We start from the raw sequence: 22,068 nt of genomic DNA on the forward strand, positions 1-22,068 counted from the left end.
AAAATGATCATGCCGAAAGCGCAGAGGGAAACGACGTGATGTTACGATCGTCGGGAACGCCGATGTTTACGAGATCGGAGCGAAATCGGTAAAATGCACTTAGACATGGGTGTGAACGCATAAATTTTGGACGTTCATGTTTCAAGTAGAAAGGAGCGGAGGCTGCAATGGCCCATATCCTAGTTGTCGATGACGACCCCCATATCCGGGAGCTGGTCAGTCATCTGCTGAAAAATGAAGGGTTTACGGTAACGGAGGCCTCCAACGGTCTGGAGGCGCTCAGCACGATGGAATCGGCCAAGGCCGATCTCGTCATTCTCGACATCATGATGCCGGGCATGGACGGCTGGGAGCTGTGCCGGGAGCTGAGCAGGGATTACGACATTCCGCTGCTCATGCTTACGGCCAAAGGGGAAACATCGCAAAAAGTGAAAGGATTTGAGCTTGGGACCGACGATTATCTGGTCAAACCGTTTGATCCGCTGGAGCTCATCGTCCGGGTCAAAGCCCTGCTGAAGCGGTACCGGATATCGGCATCCCAGGAAATCCAGTTCGGCGATTTGCGCCTGAACCGCAAAACGTACGAATGTTATGTCGGGGCCGATCCGCTGACTCTGCCGCTGAAGGAATTCGAGCTGTTGTTCCTGCTGGGCAGCTATCCGGGCAAAACGTTTTCCCGCGACCAGATCATCGAACAGATTTGGGGATACGACTATGAAGGCGACGAACGAACCGTCGACGTGCATATCAAACGTCTGCGGGAACGGTTCGCGGATCAGCAGGACCAATTTTGCATCCGCACGATTCGCGGGCTCGGATATCGGCTGGAGGTGCTCTCATGAGCAACCGGGAGGGCAGGCAGCGGCGGCGCGAGCTTCTGGAGCGGGACCGCGAGCAGAACAAGGCTTGGCGGCGGATGAAGCGGCAGGAAATCGCGGCGGCACGGCTCGAAAAAACGGAAAAGAAACGGAAAGCGCGTCAGGAGCGGTGGTGGCGGATGGACGGTAAAAAGGACGACCCTGCGTTCAGCTTTTGGCTGCGCGTCAGAATCGTATTGTTTATGCTGCTCGTTTTGTGCTCGCTTGCCATATGCTGGATTGGAGCATACTATATTACCCATTCCTTAAGATGGAACATGCGGCCGCTCGTCGGGCAGCTCGTGAACTCGGTGCTCGGATTTGTTATTTTCGGCGTAATCATTTCGTTTGTTTCCAGGTTCGGGAAGGGGAGGCAGAGGGAGTATTGGCAGATGATCATCGATGCGCTGAAGCGGATATCGAAAGGGGATTTTAAAGTCAGCCTGCCTGTGCACGGCAGGGATGACGACCCTTGGAGGGAAGTCGTCCAGAGCATTAACAACATGGCCTCCGATCTGAACAAAATGGAGCATATGCGCCAGGAATTCATTTCGAACGTGTCCCATGAAATCCAGTCCCCGCTCACTTCGATCACCGGCTTTGCGCGGGTTCTTCGGGAAGAGCAATTAACCCCGGATCAGCGGAACCATTATTTGAACATCATCGAACAGGAAAGCGTAAGATTGTCGCGTTTGTCCGAAAACATGCTTAAGCTTGCGTCGCTCGATTCGGAGAAACACCCGTTCCATGCGGCTCCCTTAAGGCTGGACAAACAGCTCCAGACGCTCATTCTCGCCTGCGAACCCCAGTGGCAGGGCAAAAACCTGGAGATGTCGGTCGATCTGAAACCCGTGAACATCGAAGCCGACGATGATCTGCTGAGCCAGGTGTGGGTGAATTTGCTGCATAACGCCATCAAATTCACGCCCGAGGGAGGTTCGATCCATGTCACGCTGGAAACGGACGGGCGCGAGGCCGTCGTATCCGTCGAGGATACGGGGATCGGCATTTCGGCCGAGGACCAGGCGCATATTTTTGAAAGGTTTTTCAAAGCGGACAAATCAAGAACCCGCTCCAGCGGAGGCAGCGGGCTGGGCCTGTCCATTATCCAGAAAATCGTGCAGATGCATGGCGGAAGCGTTTCGGTGGCCAGTACGCTTGGCGAAGGCACGCGCATGACCGTGAGGCTTCCGGTGGCCGCGGCCCGTGCCGGTCAAAAGCAAGCGCCTGCACAGGATGTCCCCGATCGGGGTGCTTTTTCGTAGGGATTCTTAAAAAAACGGCCGGTGTAGATGATTCTACAACAGCCGTGTCGTTGGCGGTTATGGCAGATGAATCGATTTGATATGGTCGCAGTGAAGGAAAACGGTTTTTCCTCCGGTCTCGATCAGTTCGATGATCCGGTTATCCACCTTTTTCAGCAGTCCTGCCTTTAAGGGGGATTCTCCCAAATCAAAGATGACGAGCTCGTTTTGAAATTTCTCCAATTGCTGCTCTAATGTACGGGAGAGGGGGACGGCCGGCTGCTGCAGATGGAAAGGATGCTGGCTGAGATAGAATGGCGTCATGTTGGGCGGAAGCGGGCAGATATATTTGACGTGATGGAGCGAAACATAAATCGAGTGGTACAGCGGCGAATAAAAAATAAAGTAATCGTTCATGATGCTTGTCACATAACCGTAAACGGGATGAGGGCCTCCCAGGCCGATTTCCGTAAAAATGCCCCTGGAATTCATCAGCATTTTCCGATAGGAAATGTGCACATGGTCCACGAGCGGTTCCCGGTCGGCCGGCGAGAAATCCTCGCCGTCATCGGCAAGTTTCAAATGCTGCAAATGGTGCACCGGCGCGTACACATACCGGGAGTCGGAGAACACGACGACAATGTCGCTGCCAAGATCGATGAGCTCTCCGGTGATGGGGATTTTGCAGCCGGATAGTTTGAGTTCGATTTTTTTGCCGAGGAGAGAACGGATCGACTCCATAATCTACCTCCTTTCACATTACGATCAGGGGGAAGCTGCATCCTATGGACAAGCCGTGTCGAAGCGGATTCGAAGATCATGAACGATACGGCTTGCATATACTCCTTTTAACGGTCTGCTAAACGGTAAGCCGTGTAAATAAGGACAGCTCCTGCGGAGTTGTGAATCTGCGGCGCGAGGAATGTAGATTCATGAGACTCCGCAGGGAGCGTCTATATTTTTACGGCCCGATGACTAGATTAGGATAGAAGGTTCCAAGGCGAACCGGCTGCGGTTATTTGCGTCCGCCGCTGCGTCCACCGCTGCGTCCGCGGCTGCGTCTGCTGGAGCTGCGTCCGCCATAGCTGCGGCTGCCGTAACTCCGGCTTCCACCGCTCCGGCTGCCTCCGTAGCTGCGACTGCCGCCGCTACGGCTACCGCCGCTGCGATTGCCGCCGCTGCGGTTACCGCTGCTGCGATTACCGCCCGATTGGCTGCCTCCGGATTTGTTGTTGCTATTTTGGTTGTTGTTATTGCTGTTGTTATTATTGTTATTGTTATTTTTGTTGTTCGAATTGCTGCTTACGACCGCGACCGATTTGATATGGTAGATCGGGATGCGGACGACTTCCTCTCCTTTTACGGCGAGCATGAGGTAGTTTTGGTTGGCGTCGGCGACGATCCCCTCGAGCTTTTCAGGGCCTCCGCGGTTCACCTGCACATAGCGGTAACGGAGCGCCTGCAGAAGCGAGCCGAAGCTGTAAGCCCGAATCGGACTCGTCATGGTCGTTCCCGTCATGGATTGATCTCCCGATTGGCCCGTCGAAGAGATGCTTTTGATGTGTTGGGTGTTCACGTACACGACATTGCTGTCATTTGTCCAAACAGCCATGTAGTTGTTCTGTACGCTTTGCAGAACACCTTCAACCGAATCATGCCCGCCACGGTTGATCTTCACGCTTTGGCCGACCAGGTTCATTAAATCATAACCGGCTAAAGACATTTCACATTCCCCTTCCTTGGAGTGATTAGGTAGACGAGAGAGGCGTCGATTCGTCCTTCAAGTCTATCTATGCAATATTTATATGTGTCCTCGTGTTAGAAGGGACTAGCCGAATATACTAGATTATCAAAATTGAGTGAATATCCCTCTGCCCGGTTGCTAGAATGTTGCCAAGACAAGTTTAGGCATTTTCCCGGAACACCAAGGCATCCGCCCTGACGGCATCCGCCCCTTCGGCATAATATGGTGAAAAGCCCGCATCATAGGCTATTCTTCGTGTTGGAAAGGCGGTTGCTGCATGGGTCTGCCCGTATACCGGATCGCAATCAAGGATAAGGATTTGAAACAGATGGAGAACCACATTTGGTCTGACCGTTTTTTTCCGGCGACGTTGTCGAACGGGAACGGGTCGCCTCAAGCCATCCGGATTCGGTACCGGGGCGGCCATACGCGCGAATATCCGAAAAAATCCTATGAAATCCGCACATCACGCGCAACGTATCACTTTAATGCCGAGTATGACGATCCTTCCTTGATCCGCAATGCGCTTTCATTTCATTTCTTTAATATGATCGGCGTTCCAAGTCCCTCGACGCAGCACTGCGTCCTGCAATTAAACGGCGTGAACCAAGGCGTGTATTTGCGGATCGAGGCGGTGAATCAAACCTTTTTCCGCGTGCGCAAGCTTCCCGCCCGAAGCATCATTTATGCCGTCAACGACAATGCCACCTTCGATTTGAACAACGTCAGCACGAATACCCCGAAAACCTCGCTGTTTTCCGGATACAGGCTGATCAAAGGCCGCGGGGAAGACCGTCTGAGGCTGATGCGCTTCATTCGGAACATCCACGCCAAACGGGGGAAAACGCTGGAAAAATATTTGAACCAGCGTCTGTACATGGACAATTTTTTGACATGGCTGAGCGGGGCGGTGCTAACAGGCAACTACGACGGATTTCGGCATAACTATACGATTTTCGAATACAGGAAGCGGAAGGCATACGGTTTTCTGCCATGGGATTATGAGGGAACCTGGGGACGGAACTGCTACGGCAAGGAGGTCGCTTCGAATCTGGTCAGCATTAAAGGGCATAACAAGCTGACGGGAAAGGTGCTGGCCTACAGCGCCAATCGGCAGCGATACAAGGAGATTCTCGAGGAAATTCTCGCCTCCTCCTTTACCGCGCATCAATTGATGCCGGTGGTCCGGAACATGCTGCGCCAAATCGAAGACGACGTATACCGGGATCCGAAATACAAGTGGCCTCTCGGCATGTTTTTGAACGAACACAACGTCATTTACGCATACATCGAAAACCGCCGCCGGGACATCCGGCGCGAACTGCAGACGCTGTGAAGGCGGGAATCCGAAAAAAGACATCTGGAGCCGTTCGCCAAACGAACGGGCAGATGTCTTTTGTTTAATATAATGAGCATCGATGCGTTACAAGATTTTTTGGTATAAATGGCTTAAATAACGCCAGCGGGTCACCAGGAAATAGACGACCTGAATGCCGAGAAACGTTGCGAATACGGCCAGCGTATGGGAGACGACGGAAAAGTCGACCAGGCCCTGGAGCGCGGTAAACGCCACGCTGCTGTGCACGATCGCCACGAGAAGCGGCAGGAAAAACATGAGGACAAGCTGGCGGGTGACGGTTTTGGCAAGTTCCTTGCGGCTCAGCCCCACTTTTGAAATCATCCGGTACTGCTCCTCGTCTCTCGATAAATCGGCATAAAGCCTGAAATAGATGAAGCTGGCGGCAAACGTGAAAAAGACGATTCCGACCAGCCCGCTGACGATGAGCAGCAAGCCGTTTAACTGCTTCGAATGCATCCAATCCAGTACAAGCGCAGAGAAGTTATAGGCGTATTGCTGCTCGTTTGCTGAATCCGCATCCAGGGCTTTCCTTATTTCTTCGGCAACCGTACGCGTATGATGCCACTCCGGGACGACGAACACGACAACCCGGGTCTTATATTCATCGCCCTTCGCCAGCCGCTCGTAATCCGAATCCGTAATAATCCAAACATTGCCGTAATCCGGAATGACGATATGGGGCAGCGCCTTGACGATGGGCAGTGTCATGGTATGTTCGTCTTTCGTGATCGTAAGCTCATCCGTTTGAAGGCCTTCGAGCCTGAACTTGTCATTTTGCGTCACCGACGACGGAGAGGCCATGGTTTCCCCGCTGCGCAGCGTTTCCTGGGGATAACCGAGGACAGCGGCCAGCCCGTTATAGTCGCTCAGCCGGATCAAGGTTTTCCCGTCATCGGAGTAAGCCGGAACGAACGAAGCCTTGCGGTAGGCAAAACCTCCTTTTTTCAGCGTTTGCTCGATCAAACGGATATGCTTCTGCTCAAATGAAACGTCATCACCAGGTTCCGGAAAGGAGACGTGCGTAAAAGCGTACGGGTTTTTCATCGCCGCAAGTCCCGGATCGCCGATGGCAAGGGCTGTTCCGATGCCGGTAAAAGCGATCGCCGAAATGACTGCGACCATAAAAAACATGACCGCGTTATCCTTCATCCGGTAGACGAGCTCCGATACCGTCAGCAGATTGGTCCGTTTGAACACGAAGCGGGGCCTGTTTTTCAAGGCGCGGATGACGTACACGCTGAGCTGGGTGAAAAGAAAATAGGTTCCGATAATGACCAGCACCACGCCGCCAAACAGCAGGCCGAACGAATAGATGCGGCGCAGCACGAACAGGAAGACGCAGGCATAACCCAGCCCGATCAGCAGCACCGCCAGGATGGAAAGCGGGACGGATGCCTTGGGTTCCGGTTTCGGTTTATCCTCGGATTTGATGAGGTCCGCCAGCGTGCCTTTTTTGGTCATAAGCGACGTGAAGGCCGCAACGGCCATGAACAGAACCAGATAACCGCCCGCGGTCAGCCCAATCGCTTTGGCCGGCAAATAAAACGGAAGCCCGCGTTCGATCACCAGCATGGATGCGCAGATGAGCAGGATCAGCTTGGAGAAAACGATGCCGACGAGAATGCCTGTAACGATCGCCGCGACGCCGATCAAGACGTTTTCGATAAAAAGCATGCGGTTAAGCTGTTTGCGGGACATGCCCAGCAAAAGCAGAATGCCGAACTCCCTTTTGCGGACCTTAATGAAGGAACCGACGGAATAAAGCAGGAACAGGAATGAAAACACGAAGATGACGACTTGCGAAATATGCATTCCCATCGTTGCGAGGATGCTGAGCGTGATGCTGTCGGCCATGATTTGCCCCTTGAGGTCGGGATGGAACGCCAGCATGGCGTACGTAAAAAAGATCATGACCGAAAACGCGCTGCTCAGGAAATGGGCGACATAGGTCCGTTTGTTCCGGAGGACGTTGTTAAACGCGAACTGGCGGAAATTCATGCCCGTTTCCTCCCAGCAGCGACAAGACGTTGATGATCTTTTGATAGAATGCGGTCCGGTTTTCGCCGCAGTAGATTTCGTTGTACAGCTGTCCGTCTTTGATAAAAATGACGCGGCTGCAGTAGCTTGCCGCCACGGCGTCATGCGTGACCAGCAGCATCGTCACCTGATCCTCGCGGTTTCGCTGTTCTAAAATTTCCATGACTTCGCGCGCCGATTTGGAATCCAGGTTGCCCGTCGGCTCATCCGCCAGCAGCAGCTTGGGCTCATGGATCAGCGCCCGGGCGATCGCCGTTCGCTGCGCCTGTCCTCCGGAGATTTCATACGTCCGCTTGTCCAGGATCGGGGCGATGCCGAGCTTCTCCGACAGGACCGCCACCTTTTCGTTCATGTCCGCAAGGCCGGCTCCGTCCAGCGTCAGCGGCAGCACGATGTTTTCCTTGACGGTGAGCGTATTGAGCAGATTAAATGACTGGAACACAAACCCGAGCTCGCGTCTTCGAAACAGGGCCAGCTGATCCTGCGACAGCGCGTAAGGGTCTTTGCCGTCGATGCGGATTTCGCCCGTGGTCGGCTTGTCGATCGTGGAGATCATGTTGAGCAGGGTCGTTTTGCCGCTCCCGGACGGGCCCATGATCCCTACGAATTCTCCCCGCTGGATGGACAGGTCGATGTTGGAGAGCGCTTCGTACGAAACCATGCCCTTATATATTTTGCCGAGGTTGCGGACGGATAACATTTCCATGGCTTGGTGACTTCCCCTTTCGTTTTCCGGGCTTTTATCCTCAAAACCCTTCGTTCTCTTCGTATCCCCAGTATACGCCCCGGACAGGGGTTCCTCCTATCGACGCAGCTTTCACGCATCTTACAACGCTGTAAGAAATGCCGTTTACAACAATCCCGTGAATCGATTCCCGGATCAATCAAAAACGGATGCGGACAAGCGTGCCTTCGCCCTCAACCGATTCCAGCTCGATGCGGTGGTTCAGTTTGTCGATCACTTCCTTGACGATGTACAGCCCCATGCCCGTGGATTCCTTGAAACGCCTGCCGTTTTCCCCGGTGTAGAAGGGACGGAACACGCGGGGGAGATCCGCTTTGGGAATGCCGACGCCGCGGTCTTGTATGTTCAAGACGACGTCCCGGCCTTCCTTGACGGCCGACAGGGTCACTTTTTTTCCGCTGCCTGCCGAATATTTAATGGCGTTGTTCAGCAGCTGGCCCAGGATGAACTGCATCCACTTGGCATCGGTCCGTACCGAAATTCCTTCTTCGATCGAGACTTCCGGATAAACGCGGCTCCGGATGAAATACCGTTTGTATTCATGGACCGCTTCGTTCGCCAGCTGTCTCAGATCGACGGCATCCACGCTGAAATCCTGCTCGAAGGTGCCCAGCCGGGCCGTGTACAGCGCCATGTCCAGCCCTCTCCGCAGGCGGTCCGTTTCCTCCGAAATGCTGCCCATCCGCTCGTCCCCGCCATCCTGCGTGATCATTTCGATCACGGACAAAGGGGTTTTCATCTGGTGGATCCATTGGTTTAAAAAGGTCATGTACTGCTCGTTTTTTCGTTCCCAATGCTGAAGCATGTTTTGGTACTGCCTGTATTGGTTTTCCAAAAGCTCGCTCAGGGCAGCGGGAAGCGGCGCCGGCTCATGCTTGTGCACGGATTCGGCGAGGGAAGCGACGGGGCGGGACAGGCGGGCGTAAAACCCGCGATGCGTGGCATAACGCAGACCGAGGTATCCCGCGAAAATAAACAGCCCCAAAAACAAGGCGTACATGGCGGTCAGCGGATGATCGTATCCGTCAAACCAAAACACCGCCATGACGGCGAGCAGCTGCGCCAACGTAAATATCATCAAGGGGAGGTGCTCCCGAATGAACAGTTTCATTTACTTCGGCTCCTCCGCGTTCAAGTTCAGTCTGTAGCCGAGCCCCCGCACGGTCTCGAGCGTTTCCTCCATGCCAAGCTCGGCTAGGCGTTTCCGCACGCGCGTGATGTTGACGCTGAGCGTGTTGTCGTCCACGAAAGCGTCGTCCCACAGCTTTTCCAAAATGACCTCGCGGCTTGCGACCCGCGGGCTGTACTCCATCAGCGTTTCCATTAATATCGTTTCCTTTTTGCTGAGCGGCACGCTCCGTTTGCCGAAATGAAGCTCCATGCGTTCCGGGTACAAAATCAGGCCGCCCAATTCGACCGTGCGCTCGTCGTTTTTCACGGCATAGTCGCCGTACGCCCGGCGAAGCTGGCTGCGGATCTTGGCCATGACGATTTCGTAGTAAAAGGGTTTCGTAATAAAGTCGTCCGCGCCGTTTTCGAGCGCCATCACCTGATCCATTTTGCCGTCGCGGGCCGAGATGAAAATGATCGGGCAGGTCGACACCTGCCGGATCTGGCGGCACCAGTAATATCCGTCAAAGCTCGGGAGATTGATGTCCAGCAGCACGATGTGGGGGGAATGCCGCTTAAATTGTTCCAGAACCCGGTCGAATTCATGAATAACAATGGCCGTATCCCCGTACTTTTCAATATGGGCTTTCAGCAGGTCGGCGATTTTCGGATCGTCTTCGACGATAAGCATTTTATACATAAAGGTCTCCTTCGTTCATTCGTCTCTCGCAATGGATAGGTTGCTTTTTTGAATATTATACACGTTGTCCGCCGTTTCACGATCATGGGGAAGCGCAGGAAGGTTGCTTTTATCCATTGGGTTGCCCGTACCCGGCATATATCGGCAAAAGAGCGCATACGATTAATTTAGAATAATTATAATTTAGTATTGATTTTCATTTTCAATGAGGGTACAATAAATGACGTCGAGTTGCTTGTTTAGAATTATTCTAATTTAAAAATAAATCAAGGAGGCACGATCCTTATGGCCAAACTTACGACGAATCAAGGCGCGCCCATCGGCGATAATCAAAATTCCAGAACGGCGGGGCAGAACGGACCTACACTGCTGGAGGATTATCAGCTGCTGGAGAAGCTGGCGCATTTCGACCGGGAACGCATTCCGGAACGCGTGGTGCATGCCCGGGGAGCGGGAGCCCATGGCGTTTTTAAGGTCATCAACAGCATGAAACGGTACACGAAAGCGGCATTTTTGCAAAAAGAAGGACAGGAAACGCCGGTATTCGCCCGGTTTTCCACGGTAATCCACGGTCAGCATTCCCCGGAAACGCTCCGGGACCCGCGCGGTTTCGCGGTCAAATTTTACACGGAGGAAGGCAACTATGATTTCGTCGGAAACAACCTGCCGATCTTCTTTATCCGGGACGCGATGAAATTTCCGGACATGGTGCACGCGCTGAAGCCAGACCCCCGCACGAATATTCAAGAGGAAGACCGTTATTGGGACTTCATGTCCCTGTCGCCCGAATCGACGAATATGCTGGTCCACCTCTTTACGGACGAGGGCATTCCGGCCAATTACCGCCAAATGCGAGGCTCCAGCGTCCACGCCTTCAAGTGGATCAACGAATACGGCAACACGGTGTACGTGAAGCTGCGCTGGGTTCCGAAGCAGGGCATCAAAAACTTGAGCCGGGAGGAAGCGGCGCAAATCCAGGGCAAGGACTTCAACCATGCCAGCCGCGATTTGTATGAAGCGATCGAGCGCGGCGATTACCCGGAATGGGATTTGTACGTGCAGGTGCTTGATCCGGCGGATCTGGACAGCTTCGATTTCAATCCTTTGGACGCCACGAAAGACTGGTTCGAGGAGGACATTCCTTATCAGCTGGTAGGAACGATGACGCTCAACCGGAACCCGGAAAACGTATTTGCCGAAACGGAACAGGTGGGCTTTAATCCGGGCGTGCTTGTGCCGGGCATCGAACCTTCGGAGGATAAGCTGCTGCAGGGACGGCTGTTCTCCTATTCCGATACCCAGCGCTACCGCATCGGGCCGAACTATTTGCAGCTTCCGATCAACTGCCCGTTCGCGAAGGTAAGCAACAATATGCGCGACGGGGCGATGGCGTTCAAACAGCCGTCCGACCGGATCAACTACGAGCCGAACCGCTACCAGCATACGCCGAAGGAAGACCCGGCCTACAAGGACGTGCCGCAGCCGGTGCGGGGGACCGTTTCCCGCGAAAAAATCGACAAGCCGAACGATTTCGGCCAGGCCGGCCAAGTGTTCCGGAAATATTCCCCCGAGGTCCAGGAGCAGCTGATCGGCAATTTGGCCGCTGACCTGGAGCCTGTAGCGGAACAGACGAAACTGCTCGCGATCTGCAATTTCTACCGTGCGGACGCCGAGCTGGGCAAACGTCTGGCGGCGGCGCTGAACGTCGATTTGACGCCGTTTCTATCCCGCATGTCGTAAGCAGCAACAACAAGGGTTGTCCCCAGAAGCCGCAGGGCTTCGGGGCAGCCCTTTTTTTGATCCGTAAAATGTACTTTCGAGGCAAACGCAAACAAAAGAAACCGCCCTCCGGCTGAGGCCATGCTCCGGAAAGGCGGTTCGTCCGCATTCGCCCGACCGTTAACGCCGTTGCGTTATGAGTCGGCCGTTTCTTCTGAATTTTCGACGGGGATGATGCCCAGCTTTTGTTCCAAGTAAGCTTTGTTTTGAAGCACGGAGGGATGATCGGGCTGATATTGCCTTGCGGCTTCATTATGATGATAGGCGATCTGGTGCATGCCGAGCCGATCGTAACAGACGCAGAGCTGGAGGTGGGGGAGCCAGGTGGAACAGCTTAAATTTTGCATGCCCCAGGTGTTGGCCGGAGCCGGATTTTCCAGCGCTTGCCTATACCAATAAACGGCTGCCGCATAGTCCCCGGCTTGCAGAAAATGATATCCCATGCGGCAGCAAAATTCCGGCCGGGGCGCGCCGTATTCGAACGATTTCAGCGTAAAGGCCAGCGCATTGGCGTTGTCGCCCAGCTCGAGATAACAATCCGCCAGCTTGCCGCAGGCCGCGATATTGTCTTCGACCCACCCCTTTCCTTCATCCAGAAACTTCCGGTAATAGACGGCGGCCAGTTCGAAGAAGCGATGATCCTTGAGCTCATTGGCGAAATAATAAGTATCCCTCGGCGTGAAGACCTCTCCCTTGGCCAGCCGTTTCATATAAATGTTCAGGTTCCGGTCGCTGTCCCGCTCATCGCCGCAGTGCGTCACGGCAATGTCGCTGTCGATAATCCGCCCGGCGACTTCGAGATATTCATGGACCGCCCCAATCCAGCGGAAATCGTTGCTTCGTTTGACGAGACGGTTGCGCCGCAGGCTGGATATGACGTTGCCGTGCTCGTCGAACGCCAGATGATATTTCATCGTGACGGAATCGACGCCGGGGTCCAGGTTTTGTTTCAGTTCGAGCAGCTTTTCGAGATCTTCCTCCTTTAAAATATCATCCGCGTCCAACCATAAAATATAATCCATTTCCGCATGGCTGAACGCAAAGTTGCGCGCTGCGGCAAAATCGTCGATCCATTCGAAGTCGTAAACGTATCGGGTAAATTTGCGTGCAATTTGCTTGGTGTTGTCCGTGGAGCCGGTATCGACAATGATCATTTGATCCACCGCTTTTTGAACGGAAGAAAGGCAGCGCTCCAGCGACTTCTCCTCGTTTTTGACGATCATGCACAAGCTGATGGTAATCATCTTCTCACTCCTTTGCATGCAGGACGATTCAAGCACCCGAATTTCCCATCCCGGAACGAAAACCGGGCGGCGAGATTTTAGCCGATGGTACAAAGGCTGCGAATATGCATCTGCTGATGGGCTGCGGGAAAAGGCATCAAGCGACTTCAGTCATATGTATGACGAAAATTCGGAAAGCAGACCGCCGCAGGCTCTTTTTACCTTGGACGCCAAGCATGAAACCGCTGAAAAGCTCATATATTGGGATGGGGTTTTCGACAATCTTCAGGTCAGGAGAGTGGCTATGCACCGTTTCTGGGAAAAGGTCATCAAACCGGTGATGATCGCCGCGCAGCCGGCGCATATCGTTGAAATCGGATCGCTGACTGGGCTGAACACGTTCAAGATACTGGATTATTGCCATCATACCGGCAGCAAATGCACGGTCATCGATCCTGCTCCGCAATTCGATGCGGATTTGTTGTCGGATTATTATGGGGAATCGTTCCGAATGGTCAAGGATTTCAGTTTGCAGGCGCTCCCGGGGGTAGAGCCCTACGACATGATCCTGATCGACGGCGACCATAACTGGTATACCGTATACCATGAGTTAAAGCAGGTGGAGCGGATGGCCCTTTCGGCCGGAGCCTTCCCCGTCGTCATGCTGCATGACATCGATTGGCCGTACGGACGGCGGGATATGTACTATTTTCCCGAGAGCATTCCGGAGGAATACCGCAAACCCAGCGCCATGCAAGGGGTGGAACCCGGCAATCCGCTGCTCGTACCCGGCGGAGGCTTCAACCATATGGTCCACAACGCCCTAGTCGAACATGGGGAACGCAATGGCGTGTTGACGGCCGTCGAGGATTTTTTGAAGGAAACGACGTTTGACCTGTCTTGGCATGCTTTGCGTTCGAACAACGGCCTGGGGATCATCCTGCCCGGCGATACGCCGTACGGGCGGATGATTCCGTTTATTTTAAACACATCGGGATTGTAGGCCATCCGTTTATCATTAAAAAAGGGGGCGTTATCGATGCCGCTTACCTCGATCGTCATGCTCACCCGCAACGGCCTGGACTTGACGCGAAGATGCGTTGAAAGCGTAATGCGCCATACGGAAGAGCCGCTTGAATGGATTGCCGTGGATAACGGCTCCACGGATGGAACGCTGGAATTCTGGAATTCGATGGAGGACGTCAAGCTGATCGCCAACGCGGAAAACCGGGGGTTCGCCGCAGGCAACAACCAGGGCATGCTTGAGGCTTCCGGGGATTTTATCCTGCTGCTCAACAATGACACCGTCGTAACGCCGCGTTGGCTCTCCGGTTTGTATGCCGCGCTTTTCCGGGACCCTGACATCGGCATCGTCGGGCCGGTTTCCAATCATGTGGCTCCGATCCAGAGAGTTCCCCACGCTGAGTGGCCGACGCTTGAACAACTGGACGCTTATGCAGCCAGACGGCAGCAAGAGCAGGCAGGCTCCGGCTTTTACGCGCATAAGCTGGTCGGCTTCTGCATGCTGTTCCACCGTCGTTTGCTGGAGAGGATCGGCGGCTTTGACGAGCGTTTTTTTCCGGGCAACTACGAGGACGACGACTTTTCCATCCGGGCCCGCATCGGCGGCAAACGGCTGTGGGTCGCGCAGGATGTTTTTATCCACCATGAAGGGCAGGGGACGTTCGCATCGAACCGGCTCGACTACAAACGCTCGTCGCTGGCGAATGCCGAAAAATTCAGGGCCAAGTGGAGCACCGGATTATCGGCGCCCGAGATGGATTGCTTGGGTTATAATCCGTCCGACATCGTGGCGCGCGAGCCTTTTTTCATCCCGGAAAAGCATTTCGTCCCGCTTGGGGACAATACCGCTTCAAGGAATAAATAGGGGCCCGTGCCTGTCGAAAGACCGGAGCCATTCCCGCGAGGGGGAGGGTTCCGGTTTTTTGCGTGTATAGACCGGTTTTCCCGGATTTTGGCGTAAACTTCATGTTCGTGATGCAATAGACAATATATACCATATGGGTTATATTGGAATATATATTATGTGGTGCGCATGACGGGAGGCCTTGTTCTTTGGAGAAAAAAGTCACGGTTCTGATCAGCTTTATTATCGGATTTATGCTCATGCAGCTCTCATCGGAGGAGCCTTTGTCCCTTTTCAAAACCTTTTTCGGGTCCGTTACCAAAATCGAGCCCTATCTCATTTACCTGCTGCAATTTGTCGGACTCATCCTGGTAATTTGGTCGATTTATCTGGCCTTTAACGAGCTGGTCAAGCTGCATAAAAACAAATCCTGAAAACAACAAGCTCTGCCTGGCCGGCAGGGCTTTTTTCTGCTGCGTTTCGGCTTTGGAAAGCCAGGGCATCTGGCCGATATATTTTTTTCGGGATGGAAAACATTTCAACCCGTTCTCCCGTCAAATAAGTGTAGCCTTTTTTACACAAAACCAAGAGGAGGAGAACCGTGAAAAAGCTTTGGATTATGCTCGTGGCCGTGCTGATGGTCGTTTCCTTGTCCCTTCCGGCTGGAGCGGTGCAGGCGGCGGCCAAACCGAAACCGATCAGCGTATACGTCGACGGGGTGAGACTGAACCCGCTGCAGCCGCCCACGATGACAAAGGGCCGGACCATGCTGCCGATGCGGGCCATTTTTGAGGCGTTTGACGCCAAGATTCTGTGGAATCAAAAAACAAGCACGGTCACGGCCATACGCGACGACATCACGATCGTGCTGAAAATCGGCGCCAAAACGGCGACGGTGAATCAGCAAAAGGTGACGCTTGACGTGCCTGCGCAAAACTTGAAGGGAACGACCATGGTGCCGGTCCGGTTCGTCAGCGAGACGTTGGGCGCGCAGGTGCTGTGGAATCAAAGCACGCAGACCGTCAACATCGTCACTTCGGACACTGCCGTGAATGCCGTTTCTTACGTGACCGCGCGCGTCATCGGGAAAAGCGGCGACGGCCGCGACCTGGAGGTAAGCTTTCCGAAGGTCCAACGCGAGACGAACGTCAGCGAATACCGCGTCCTGATCGTCAAGTCCGCAAACGCGTACGGATATACGCTGTCCCAGGCGTTATCCACCGGATATTATACCTCGGTGCGGCCGACCGGCAGCGATTTGGCCATCACCCTGTCCGGGCAATCGCGGGACGTCACCGGCGAGCTGCTGCGGGCCAATCAGCCTTACAACGCCTATGTGCTCACGGTAGCCAAGAAGGGTGCCAGCGCCTTGTCGGGCATATCTCCAACCGTCACGCTGTCGACGGCTTCGCCCGTAAACGCGGTCTCCGGCGTCAAAGCGGCGGATGTCGGCGATTACGGCGACGGACGGGATATCTCGGTCAGCTTTAACCAGCCGTCGAATACGGCCAACATCCAGAACTACCGGATCATGGTCGTCAAGACCAAGGATGCCGGCAGCTTTAACCTGAATACGGCTAACAACGCGGCAAGCGCCAATTATACGACAGTAAACAAAACAAACGGCTCCACGATTACGACGACTTTAAGTTCGGGCGCCAGGGATACTTCCGGGGAATACATTAAAAACGGCGTTTCTTATACCATTTTCGTGCTTTCCGTCGCAAGCGGCAGCAACGCCTCGAACCAGCTTTCCGCGGGTTCGCCGTCGTTTGCGCTGGCATCGAATCCGATCGCCGCTCCTATCATTACCAGCGTGCAGGACGTTGGCAATTACGGCGACGGCCGCGATCTGAACGTGCGGTTTAACCGCTCTTCCGACGAATCCCGGATCGGCAGTTACCGGATTTTCGTCGTCAAGGACAGCAAGGCGGGCAGCTTCTCGCTATCCGATGCAAGGAACCTGTCGAGCTCCTATTATACGGAAGTCGGCAAAACGGGGAATAACATCAGCAAAACCTTGTCCTACGGGGCCAGAGACGTAGACGGATCGCTGATCAGCTCCGGCGTCGCCTACCGCGTCTTTGTCATGGCGGTGGGAACGGGTAGCTACAACGGCAACTACGCGCTTTCGGCGCCATCGTATGCCGTCGTGCTGTACGGGAATTCCGGAGGTTCGGACGTCTACGCCGCAACGAACGTCGGCGTCAGCGACGTATCCGATTACGGCGACGGCCGCGATTTGCGCGTTTCGTTCAACCGGGCCGCGGATGAAAGCAATCTCTACGGCTACCGGATCATGGTCGTTAAAGCCTCCGACGCTCCTTATTTCAGCTTGTCGGATGCAAATAACGTGTCCAGCTCGAACTACACATCCGTCGGCAAAACGGGCTATAACATTACGAAAACCCTCGCTTCGGGCGCCAGGGACGTGGATGGACATTCGATCCGCAACGGGGTCAATTACCGCGTTTTCGTGCTTTCCGTGGGATCTTACGGATCCAATGCGTTGTCTTCGTATTCTGCGTCTATTACTTTGACGGGGAATTCAAACGTATATCCGGCGACGAACGTGTCCGTCAACGATGTCGCCGACCACGGCGACGGCCGCGACCTGCAAGTTTCGTTTACGCGGGCTGCGGACGAAAGCAACTTGAGCGGTTACCGGATTATGGTGGTAAAGTCCTCCGACGCCAATAGTTTCAACTTGTCCAAGGCCAACGCCGTTTCCGGTTCGAACTACACGTCCGTCGACAAGACGGGATCTAACATCACGAGAACCCTCGCCTCGGGAGCCAGGGACGTGGACGGACAGTCGATCCGCAACGGGGTCAGCTACCGCGTGTTCGTGCTTTCGGTAGGATCGTACGGGACAAATGTGCTGTCTTCGTATTCTTCGGCCATCACGTTGGCGGGGAACGCGAGCGTTTATCCGGCAACGAACGTGTCCGTTAACGACGTTGCCGATCACGGCGACGGCCGCGACCTGCAGGTTTCGTTCACGCGGGCAAATGAGGAACAAAATATCAGGGAATACCGGATCCTGGTCGTCAAAGATTCGGATGCCGGCTACTTTACCCTGGCGGATGCCTTGGCCGTATCCGGCTCGAATTATACGGCCGTCAGCAAAACCGGCTCCAACATCACCCGCACGCTCGCCGCGGATGCGAGGGACGTCAACGGCCGGTTGATTCAAGGCGACACCAAATATAAGGTATTTATCCTGTCCGTAGGAAAGGAAGATGCCCATGCATTGTCCGCTCCTTCCCAGGCAATCGGCTTGTCGCAGACCTTTACGGTGGGACCGGCCAAAAACGTGGCCGTGAAGGATATCGGTGACGCGGGCAACGGCAGCGATTTGCAGGTAACCTTTACCCGCGCGGATAACGGCGACGACGTGTCCCAGTACCGGATCATCGCCGTAAAGTCCAGCGAAGCGGGAAGCTTTAACCAAAAACTCGCGGCCAATCTGGGCTACTACAAAGCCGTGGAAAACGGCAATAAAGGAAGCTACGAGGTGGCCTTGGACGACAATGCCAGAGACTCCGACGGCCATTTCATCCGTAACGGAATATCGTACAAAATTTTTGTCCTTTCCGTCGGAAACCACAACAATTATGCGCTGTCTGCCGCTTCCGAAGCCATCACGCTGGATACGCTGCTCCCGGTTTCACCGGTCAAAGAGCTGAGCGCGACGGATGCCGGAGACGAGCATAACGGAAAGGATCTGAAAATCTCGTTTACCCGCGCCGATCACGAAGCCAATATTAAAGAATACCGGATTTTCATCGTGCCCGGATCGAAAGACCTTAACCTTGAAAACGCGCTGGCGTCGGGTCAATTTACGAGAGTTCAGGTCGGCAGCGATTTTAGCGGGGCGATGAGCGATTCGACAAAGGATACGGATAATAAACCTTTGGCCGAAGAGACCCCTTACAAAGTTTATGTGCTGTCCGTGGCCAAAACGGGAACCGGCGCGCTGTCCAATCCTGCGGAGGTCGTTTTAAGGGATCTGACGCAAGTGCCGACGAATATTACGGCAAAATGGGCCGATGGCGGGATCGATGTCTCTTTTAAAAAGCCGGCAAACGAGAGCCAGGTTCAAAAATATGCCGTGATGGTCGTCCCTGCGACGTTAAAGGATTTCACCCTGAAGACGGCGACGGCAAAAAGCATCGACTCGAACATGAAATTCATTAACGTCAATGAAGAGTACGCCGTCACATTTAAGGCGGACGATACCGACGTCGCGGGAAACCGCCTAAGCGATAAAAATTCCTATTATGTCTACATCCTTAGCGTCGGGGAAAAGAAAAGCGTGCTGTCCAACCCTGTGTCGATTGTCAAAGCCGATGCGAAAGCAACGGTTCAAGGAAAAAAATAACCTTTCAAGAGCGCATTCGAAAAAAATGCCGGGTCCATGGGTCCCGGCATTTTTGCGTCTTGTGGGGAGAAGGGCGTACTTTATAAAACGCGGTTCAGTGTTCGGCTTGCCAATGCATGCATGGATATCGAGTTTGCAATTTAGGGTTCTTTTTCGGGAGGGAAATGAGCTACAATAGATGGATATGAACACGGGGAAGAGGGGGCTCGGCCCTCCGGGCTTGGCAGAAATGCGGGGCGCCTATGTTGTAACAGATTCAAAGGAGGAACAGTGACATCCTATGAGCAAACCATTAACGACGCGATCGGTTCAAAGCGGCGGTCAAGAAGAAAGGCTGACTGTGCGCCCGAGCCCAAGCAGGCTTTGGATGATAATCATTCTTGGGGCATTATCCGCTTTCGGTCCTTTTTCGCTGGACATGTATTTGCCTTCGCTGCCGATTTTGGCCGAAACGATGCATACGACGACGTCGCTGACGCAGCTCAGCTTGACTTCGTGCCTGATCGGGCTTTCGGTCGGACAACTGTTTGCCGGGCCGCTGAGCGACGTGCGCGGGCGGCGCATTCCGCTGTTGGCCGGCATGGTCGTATACGGCTTGTCCTCTTTGTTATGCGCGTTCAGCACGTCCATCGAAATGCTGATCGTGCTGCGATTCATTCAAGGGATCGCCGGTTCGGCCGGGATCGTCATTTCGCGGGCAATCGTCAGGGACATGTATTCGGGCTCGGAGCTGACGAAATTTTTCTCCATGCTGATGCTGGTGAATGGCGCGGCCCCGATCCTGTCGCCGATCGTGGGGGGACAGCTCCTTCAGTTCACCTCTTGGCGCGGCGTGTTTATCGTGCTGGCGGGGATCGGCATCGTGATGCTGCTGGCGGTTTTTTTCGGCCTGCCGGAGACGCTTGCGGCAAGCAAACGTTCCAAAGGCGGTACCGCCAATACGCTTAAAACTTTTGGCGTGCTGCTGAGGGACCGCAAATTCATGGGGCTGGCGTTAAGTTCGGGATTCATCTCCGCCGCCATGTTTGCTTACATTTCGGGTTCGCCGTTCGTGCTGCAAAATATTTACGGGGTAAGCCCGCAGGTATTCAGCCTCATTTTTGCCATGAACGGCATCGGCATTATTATCGCGGGGCAAATCGCGGGACGGCTCGCCGGAAAGGTCAGCGAGAAAAAGCTGCTTGTGACCGGCATTGCCTTGGCCACGGTCGGAGGCATGGCGCTTCTGCTGCTGCTTGCGGTCAAAGCACCGATCGCCGCGGTGCTGCCGCCGCTGTTTATCGTCGTATCATGCGTCGGCATCGTCGGCACGGCCGGATCGTCGCTGGCTTTGCAGGATTACGGCCATGCCGCCGGCAGCGCATCGGCGCTGCTCGGGCTTCTGTCGTACATTTTCGGCGGGGTCGTCAGCCCTTTGGTCGGTCTGGGCGGCAGCACGTCGGCGCTGCCGATGGGGCTGGTCATCGCCGGGGCGGACGTATGCTCGATTTTGTGCTACCTGCTGCTGGTTCGAAGCTCGATTCATCCGGCCAAGACGGCGGATGCAGCCCCAACTGTGCATCACTAAGGAACATAAGAAAGAGACTGCCGCGGCAGTCTCTTTTTTGCATATATTCCATTAACAGGTTTCGGAGGCGGCTGTGCTGAAAATCAGGAAATGCCCGTCTCCGACGCTTTAAAAAATTGCGGCAAATACGCTTTGTTCGCTTCCAGCATTTCATCCAGCATCTTGATGGCGACTTCCACCGAAGGCACCAGCGGATGATGCGCCAGCGCCTGAATGGCAAGGCCCCGGTCGCCGGTGACGGCGGCCTCGATGGCAAGGCGTTCGTACGTTTTCACCGCATGGATCAAACCGGTCGCCATCGGCGGGATCTTGGTTAACGGCAGCGGCAGCGGGCCGTTTTTGGTGACGACGCAGTTCACCTCGATGCTGGCGTCGTCCGGCAGGAAATCGATGATGCCCTGATTGGCGACGTTTAATGTCTGGATGTCGTTTTTGCCGTTATATAGCGAACACATCAGATTCACGGCCGCTTCGGAATAAAACGCCCCGCCGCGCTGTTCCAGCTGTTTCGGTTTCTCGTTCAGGTCCGGGTCGTTGTACAGCTCGAACAACTCCTCTTCGACGCGTTTCACGACTTCGGCACGGTTTTCGCCTTTATGGAAGGATTCCAGCTGCTCTTCGAGCATGGCGTCCGTCATGTAAAAGTATTTCAAATAGTAGGAAGGCAGGGCTCTCAGCGACTGGAGAAACTCGGGATTCCATTCCCTTGCCGGGACGTTGCTTGCGCTGTAGCCGGCGGTGTCGGCAAGCAACTCATCCAGCTTGTCTTCGCCGTTCACGTCGACGCGAGTCACCCAGTGCAGATGATTCAGGCCGACGAATTCGGCATAAATCCGGTCCGTTGCGACGCCGTATTTGGCCGCGGTCCGCTTGATCAGCCCGATCGGCGCATTGCACAAACCGATGCTGCGCACGTTCGTGTGCTTCAAAATGGCCTCCGTTACCATGCCGGCCGGGTTGGTGAAGTTCAGCAGCCAGGCATTCGGTGCCAGTTCTTCGATGTCGCGGCAAATGTCGAGCAGCACCGGAATCGTCCGCAGCGCCTTCATCATGCCTCCGGGGCCCGTCGTTTCCTGCCCGATGACGCCGTATTTGAGCGGAATGGATTCGTCGCGTCCGCGCGCCTCCAGCATGCCGACGCGCATCTGCGTGCTGACGAAGTCCGCGTCCCGAATCGCCTCGCGGCGGTCCAGCGTGAGATGGACTTCGATCGGAAGGCCGGATTTTTCGACCATGCGTTTCGCCAAGTTGCCGACGATATTCAGCTTGCGCTTGCCCGGCTCGATATCCACGAGCCACAGCTCGCGGACGGGAAGCTCGTTGTAATGTTGGATGAAGCCCTCGACGAGCTCCGGCGTATAAGAAGAACCGCCGCCGATGACGGCGATTTTGAGTCCTTGTTCAGATGCCATGTCTGCACGCTCCTCACATGAATGAAATGGATGGATTCA

At 54.5% G+C, this 22,068-nt stretch carries 17 protein-coding genes; 9 read left to right on the forward strand and 8 right to left on the reverse strand.

The features are described from left to right. Positions 1-167: 167 nt before the first annotated feature. Entirely contained in the window at positions 168-842 is a 675-nt protein-coding gene (locus tag KI367_RS10560; protein WP_212949499.1) for a response regulator transcription factor, read from the forward strand. Beyond that, a complete protein-coding gene (locus KI367_RS10565) occupies positions 839-2,122 on the forward strand; it encodes a sensor histidine kinase (RefSeq protein ID WP_306433230.1) in 1,284 nt (427 codons plus the stop codon). The genes KI367_RS10560 and KI367_RS10565 overlap by 4 nt, the downstream gene beginning before the upstream one ends. Before the next feature lie 57 nt (positions 2,123-2,179). On the opposite strand, the gene KI367_RS10570 is transcribed toward KI367_RS10565, so the two are convergent. Further along, positions 2,180-2,842 carry a YwrJ family protein gene (locus tag KI367_RS10570; RefSeq protein ID WP_212949501.1) on the reverse strand — a complete coding sequence of 221 codons (663 nt, stop codon included), beginning with the start codon at positions 2,840-2,842 and terminating at the stop codon, positions 2,180-2,182. A gap of 274 nt (positions 2,843-3,116) precedes the next feature. Beyond that, positions 3,117-3,824 (reverse strand): YwrJ family protein, encoded by a 708-nt coding sequence (locus tag KI367_RS10575; RefSeq protein WP_212949502.1) that lies wholly within the window; start codon positions 3,822-3,824, stop codon positions 3,117-3,119. A gap of 298 nt (positions 3,825-4,122) precedes the next feature. On the opposite strand from KI367_RS10575, the gene KI367_RS10580 reads away from it, so the two are divergent. Further along, positions 4,123-5,181, forward strand: a complete 1,059-nt coding sequence (locus KI367_RS10580; protein ID WP_212949504.1) for a CotH kinase family protein — start codon at positions 4,123-4,125, stop codon at positions 5,179-5,181. 87 nt (positions 5,182-5,268) lie between these two features. Here KI367_RS10580 and KI367_RS10585 read toward each other — a convergent pair whose 3' ends face one another. The 4 genes from KI367_RS10585 to KI367_RS10600 form a co-directional block, all read right to left on the reverse strand. Continuing rightward, positions 5,269-7,203: an FtsX-like permease family protein gene (locus KI367_RS10585; RefSeq protein WP_212949506.1), complete on the reverse strand. Its 1,935-nt coding sequence runs from the start codon at positions 7,201-7,203 to the stop codon at positions 5,269-5,271. Beyond that, positions 7,178-7,948 (reverse strand): ABC transporter ATP-binding protein, encoded by a 771-nt coding sequence (locus tag KI367_RS10590; protein WP_036709500.1) that lies wholly within the window; start codon positions 7,946-7,948, stop codon positions 7,178-7,180. Before KI367_RS10590 ends, KI367_RS10585 begins: the two co-directional genes overlap by 26 nt. Positions 7,949-8,126: 178 nt before the next feature. Beyond that, the gene (locus KI367_RS10595; RefSeq protein WP_036709505.1) at positions 8,127-9,098 is read right to left on the reverse strand and encodes a sensor histidine kinase; all 972 of its coding nucleotides are present in this window, start codon (positions 9,096-9,098) and stop codon (positions 8,127-8,129) included. Continuing rightward, positions 9,099-9,797 carry a response regulator transcription factor gene (locus KI367_RS10600; protein WP_212949508.1) on the reverse strand — a complete coding sequence of 233 codons (699 nt, stop codon included), beginning with the start codon at positions 9,795-9,797 and terminating at the stop codon, positions 9,099-9,101. It abuts the gene before it with no gap. Positions 9,798-10,082: 285 nt separating this feature from the next. Here KI367_RS10600 and KI367_RS10605 point away from each other — a divergent pair, with 285 nt between their 5' ends. After that, positions 10,083-11,537, forward strand: coding sequence for a catalase (locus tag KI367_RS10605; protein ID WP_212949510.1), 1,455 nt, complete (start codon positions 10,083-10,085; stop codon positions 11,535-11,537). Between the two features lie 173 nt (positions 11,538-11,710). Here the strand turns inward: KI367_RS10605 and KI367_RS10610 are convergent, their stop codons facing one another. After that, a complete protein-coding gene (locus tag KI367_RS10610) occupies positions 11,711-12,820 on the reverse strand; it encodes a tetratricopeptide repeat-containing glycosyltransferase family 2 protein (RefSeq protein ID WP_212949512.1) in 1,110 nt (369 codons plus the stop codon). A 283-nt stretch (positions 12,821-13,103) separates the two neighbouring features. Here KI367_RS10610 and KI367_RS10615 point away from each other — a divergent pair, with 283 nt between their 5' ends. The 5 genes from KI367_RS10615 (at position 13,104) to KI367_RS10635 (ending at position 20,617) form a co-directional block, all read left to right on the forward strand. Then, positions 13,104-13,802 (forward strand): class I SAM-dependent methyltransferase, encoded by a 699-nt coding sequence (locus KI367_RS10615; protein WP_036709638.1) that lies wholly within the window; start codon positions 13,104-13,106, stop codon positions 13,800-13,802. Positions 13,803-13,838: 36 nt separating this feature from the next. Continuing rightward, positions 13,839-14,687, forward strand: a complete 849-nt coding sequence (locus KI367_RS10620) for a glycosyltransferase family 2 protein (protein WP_036709508.1) — start codon at positions 13,839-13,841, stop codon at positions 14,685-14,687. Positions 14,688-14,875: 188 nt separating this feature from the next. After that, positions 14,876-15,100, forward strand: coding sequence for a hypothetical protein (locus KI367_RS10625; protein ID WP_036709509.1), 225 nt, complete (start codon positions 14,876-14,878; stop codon positions 15,098-15,100). A 167-nt stretch (positions 15,101-15,267) separates the two neighbouring features. Next, a complete protein-coding gene (locus tag KI367_RS10630) occupies positions 15,268-19,050 on the forward strand; it encodes a copper amine oxidase N-terminal domain-containing protein (RefSeq protein ID WP_246536832.1) in 3,783 nt (1,260 codons plus the stop codon). A gap of 367 nt (positions 19,051-19,417) precedes the next feature. After that, positions 19,418-20,617 (forward strand): multidrug effflux MFS transporter, encoded by a 1,200-nt coding sequence (locus tag KI367_RS10635; protein ID WP_246536838.1) that lies wholly within the window; start codon positions 19,418-19,420, stop codon positions 20,615-20,617. Positions 20,618-20,700: 83 nt separating this feature from the next. Here KI367_RS10635 and KI367_RS10640 read toward each other — a convergent pair whose 3' ends face one another. Then, the gene (locus tag KI367_RS10640) at positions 20,701-22,029 is read right to left on the reverse strand and encodes a 6-phospho-beta-glucosidase (RefSeq protein ID WP_212949515.1); all 1,329 of its coding nucleotides are present in this window, start codon (positions 22,027-22,029) and stop codon (positions 20,701-20,703) included. Positions 22,030-22,068 lie beyond the last annotated feature (39 nt).

The organism is Paenibacillus cookii (genome assembly GCF_018333375.1).
Lineage (GTDB): Bacteria > Bacillota > Bacilli > Paenibacillales > Paenibacillaceae > Paenibacillus_AQ > Paenibacillus_AQ cookii.

Excerpts from the sequence above, each read along its gene's own strand:
- KI367_RS10620 (WP_036709508.1), top strand. The coding sequence starts at position 13,839 with ATGCCGCTTACCTCGATCGTCATGCTCACCCGCAACGGCCTGGACTTG.
- KI367_RS10565 (WP_306433230.1), top strand. The coding sequence starts at position 839 with ATGAGCAACCGGGAGGGCAGGCAGCGGCGGCGCGAGCTTCTGGAGCGG.
- KI367_RS10575 (WP_212949502.1), bottom strand. The coding sequence starts at position 3,824 with ATGTCTTTAGCCGGTTATGATTTAATGAACCTGGTCGGCCAAAGCGTG.
- KI367_RS10600 (WP_212949508.1), bottom strand. The coding sequence starts at position 9,797 with ATGTATAAAATGCTTATCGTCGAAGACGATCCGAAAATCGCCGACCTG.
- KI367_RS10635 (WP_246536838.1), top strand. The coding sequence starts at position 19,418 with ATGATAATCATTCTTGGGGCATTATCCGCTTTCGGTCCTTTTTCGCTG.
- KI367_RS10615 (WP_036709638.1), top strand. The coding sequence starts at position 13,104 with ATGCACCGTTTCTGGGAAAAGGTCATCAAACCGGTGATGATCGCCGCG.
- KI367_RS10610 (WP_212949512.1), bottom strand. The coding sequence starts at position 12,820 with ATGATTACCATCAGCTTGTGCATGATCGTCAAAAACGAGGAGAAGTCG.
- KI367_RS10560 (WP_212949499.1), top strand. The coding sequence starts at position 168 with ATGGCCCATATCCTAGTTGTCGATGACGACCCCCATATCCGGGAGCTG.
- KI367_RS10585 (WP_212949506.1), bottom strand. The coding sequence starts at position 7,203 with ATGAATTTCCGCCAGTTCGCGTTTAACAACGTCCTCCGGAACAAACGG.
- KI367_RS10570 (WP_212949501.1), bottom strand. The coding sequence starts at position 2,842 with ATGGAGTCGATCCGTTCTCTCCTCGGCAAAAAAATCGAACTCAAACTA.
- KI367_RS10595 (WP_036709505.1), bottom strand. The coding sequence starts at position 9,098 with ATGAAACTGTTCATTCGGGAGCACCTCCCCTTGATGATATTTACGTTG.
- KI367_RS10590 (WP_036709500.1), bottom strand. The coding sequence starts at position 7,948 with ATGGAAATGTTATCCGTCCGCAACCTCGGCAAAATATATAAGGGCATG.
- KI367_RS10640 (WP_212949515.1), bottom strand. The coding sequence starts at position 22,029 with ATGGCATCTGAACAAGGACTCAAAATCGCCGTCATCGGCGGCGGTTCT.
- KI367_RS10580 (WP_212949504.1), top strand. The coding sequence starts at position 4,123 with ATGGGTCTGCCCGTATACCGGATCGCAATCAAGGATAAGGATTTGAAA.
- KI367_RS10605 (WP_212949510.1), top strand. The coding sequence starts at position 10,083 with ATGGCCAAACTTACGACGAATCAAGGCGCGCCCATCGGCGATAATCAA.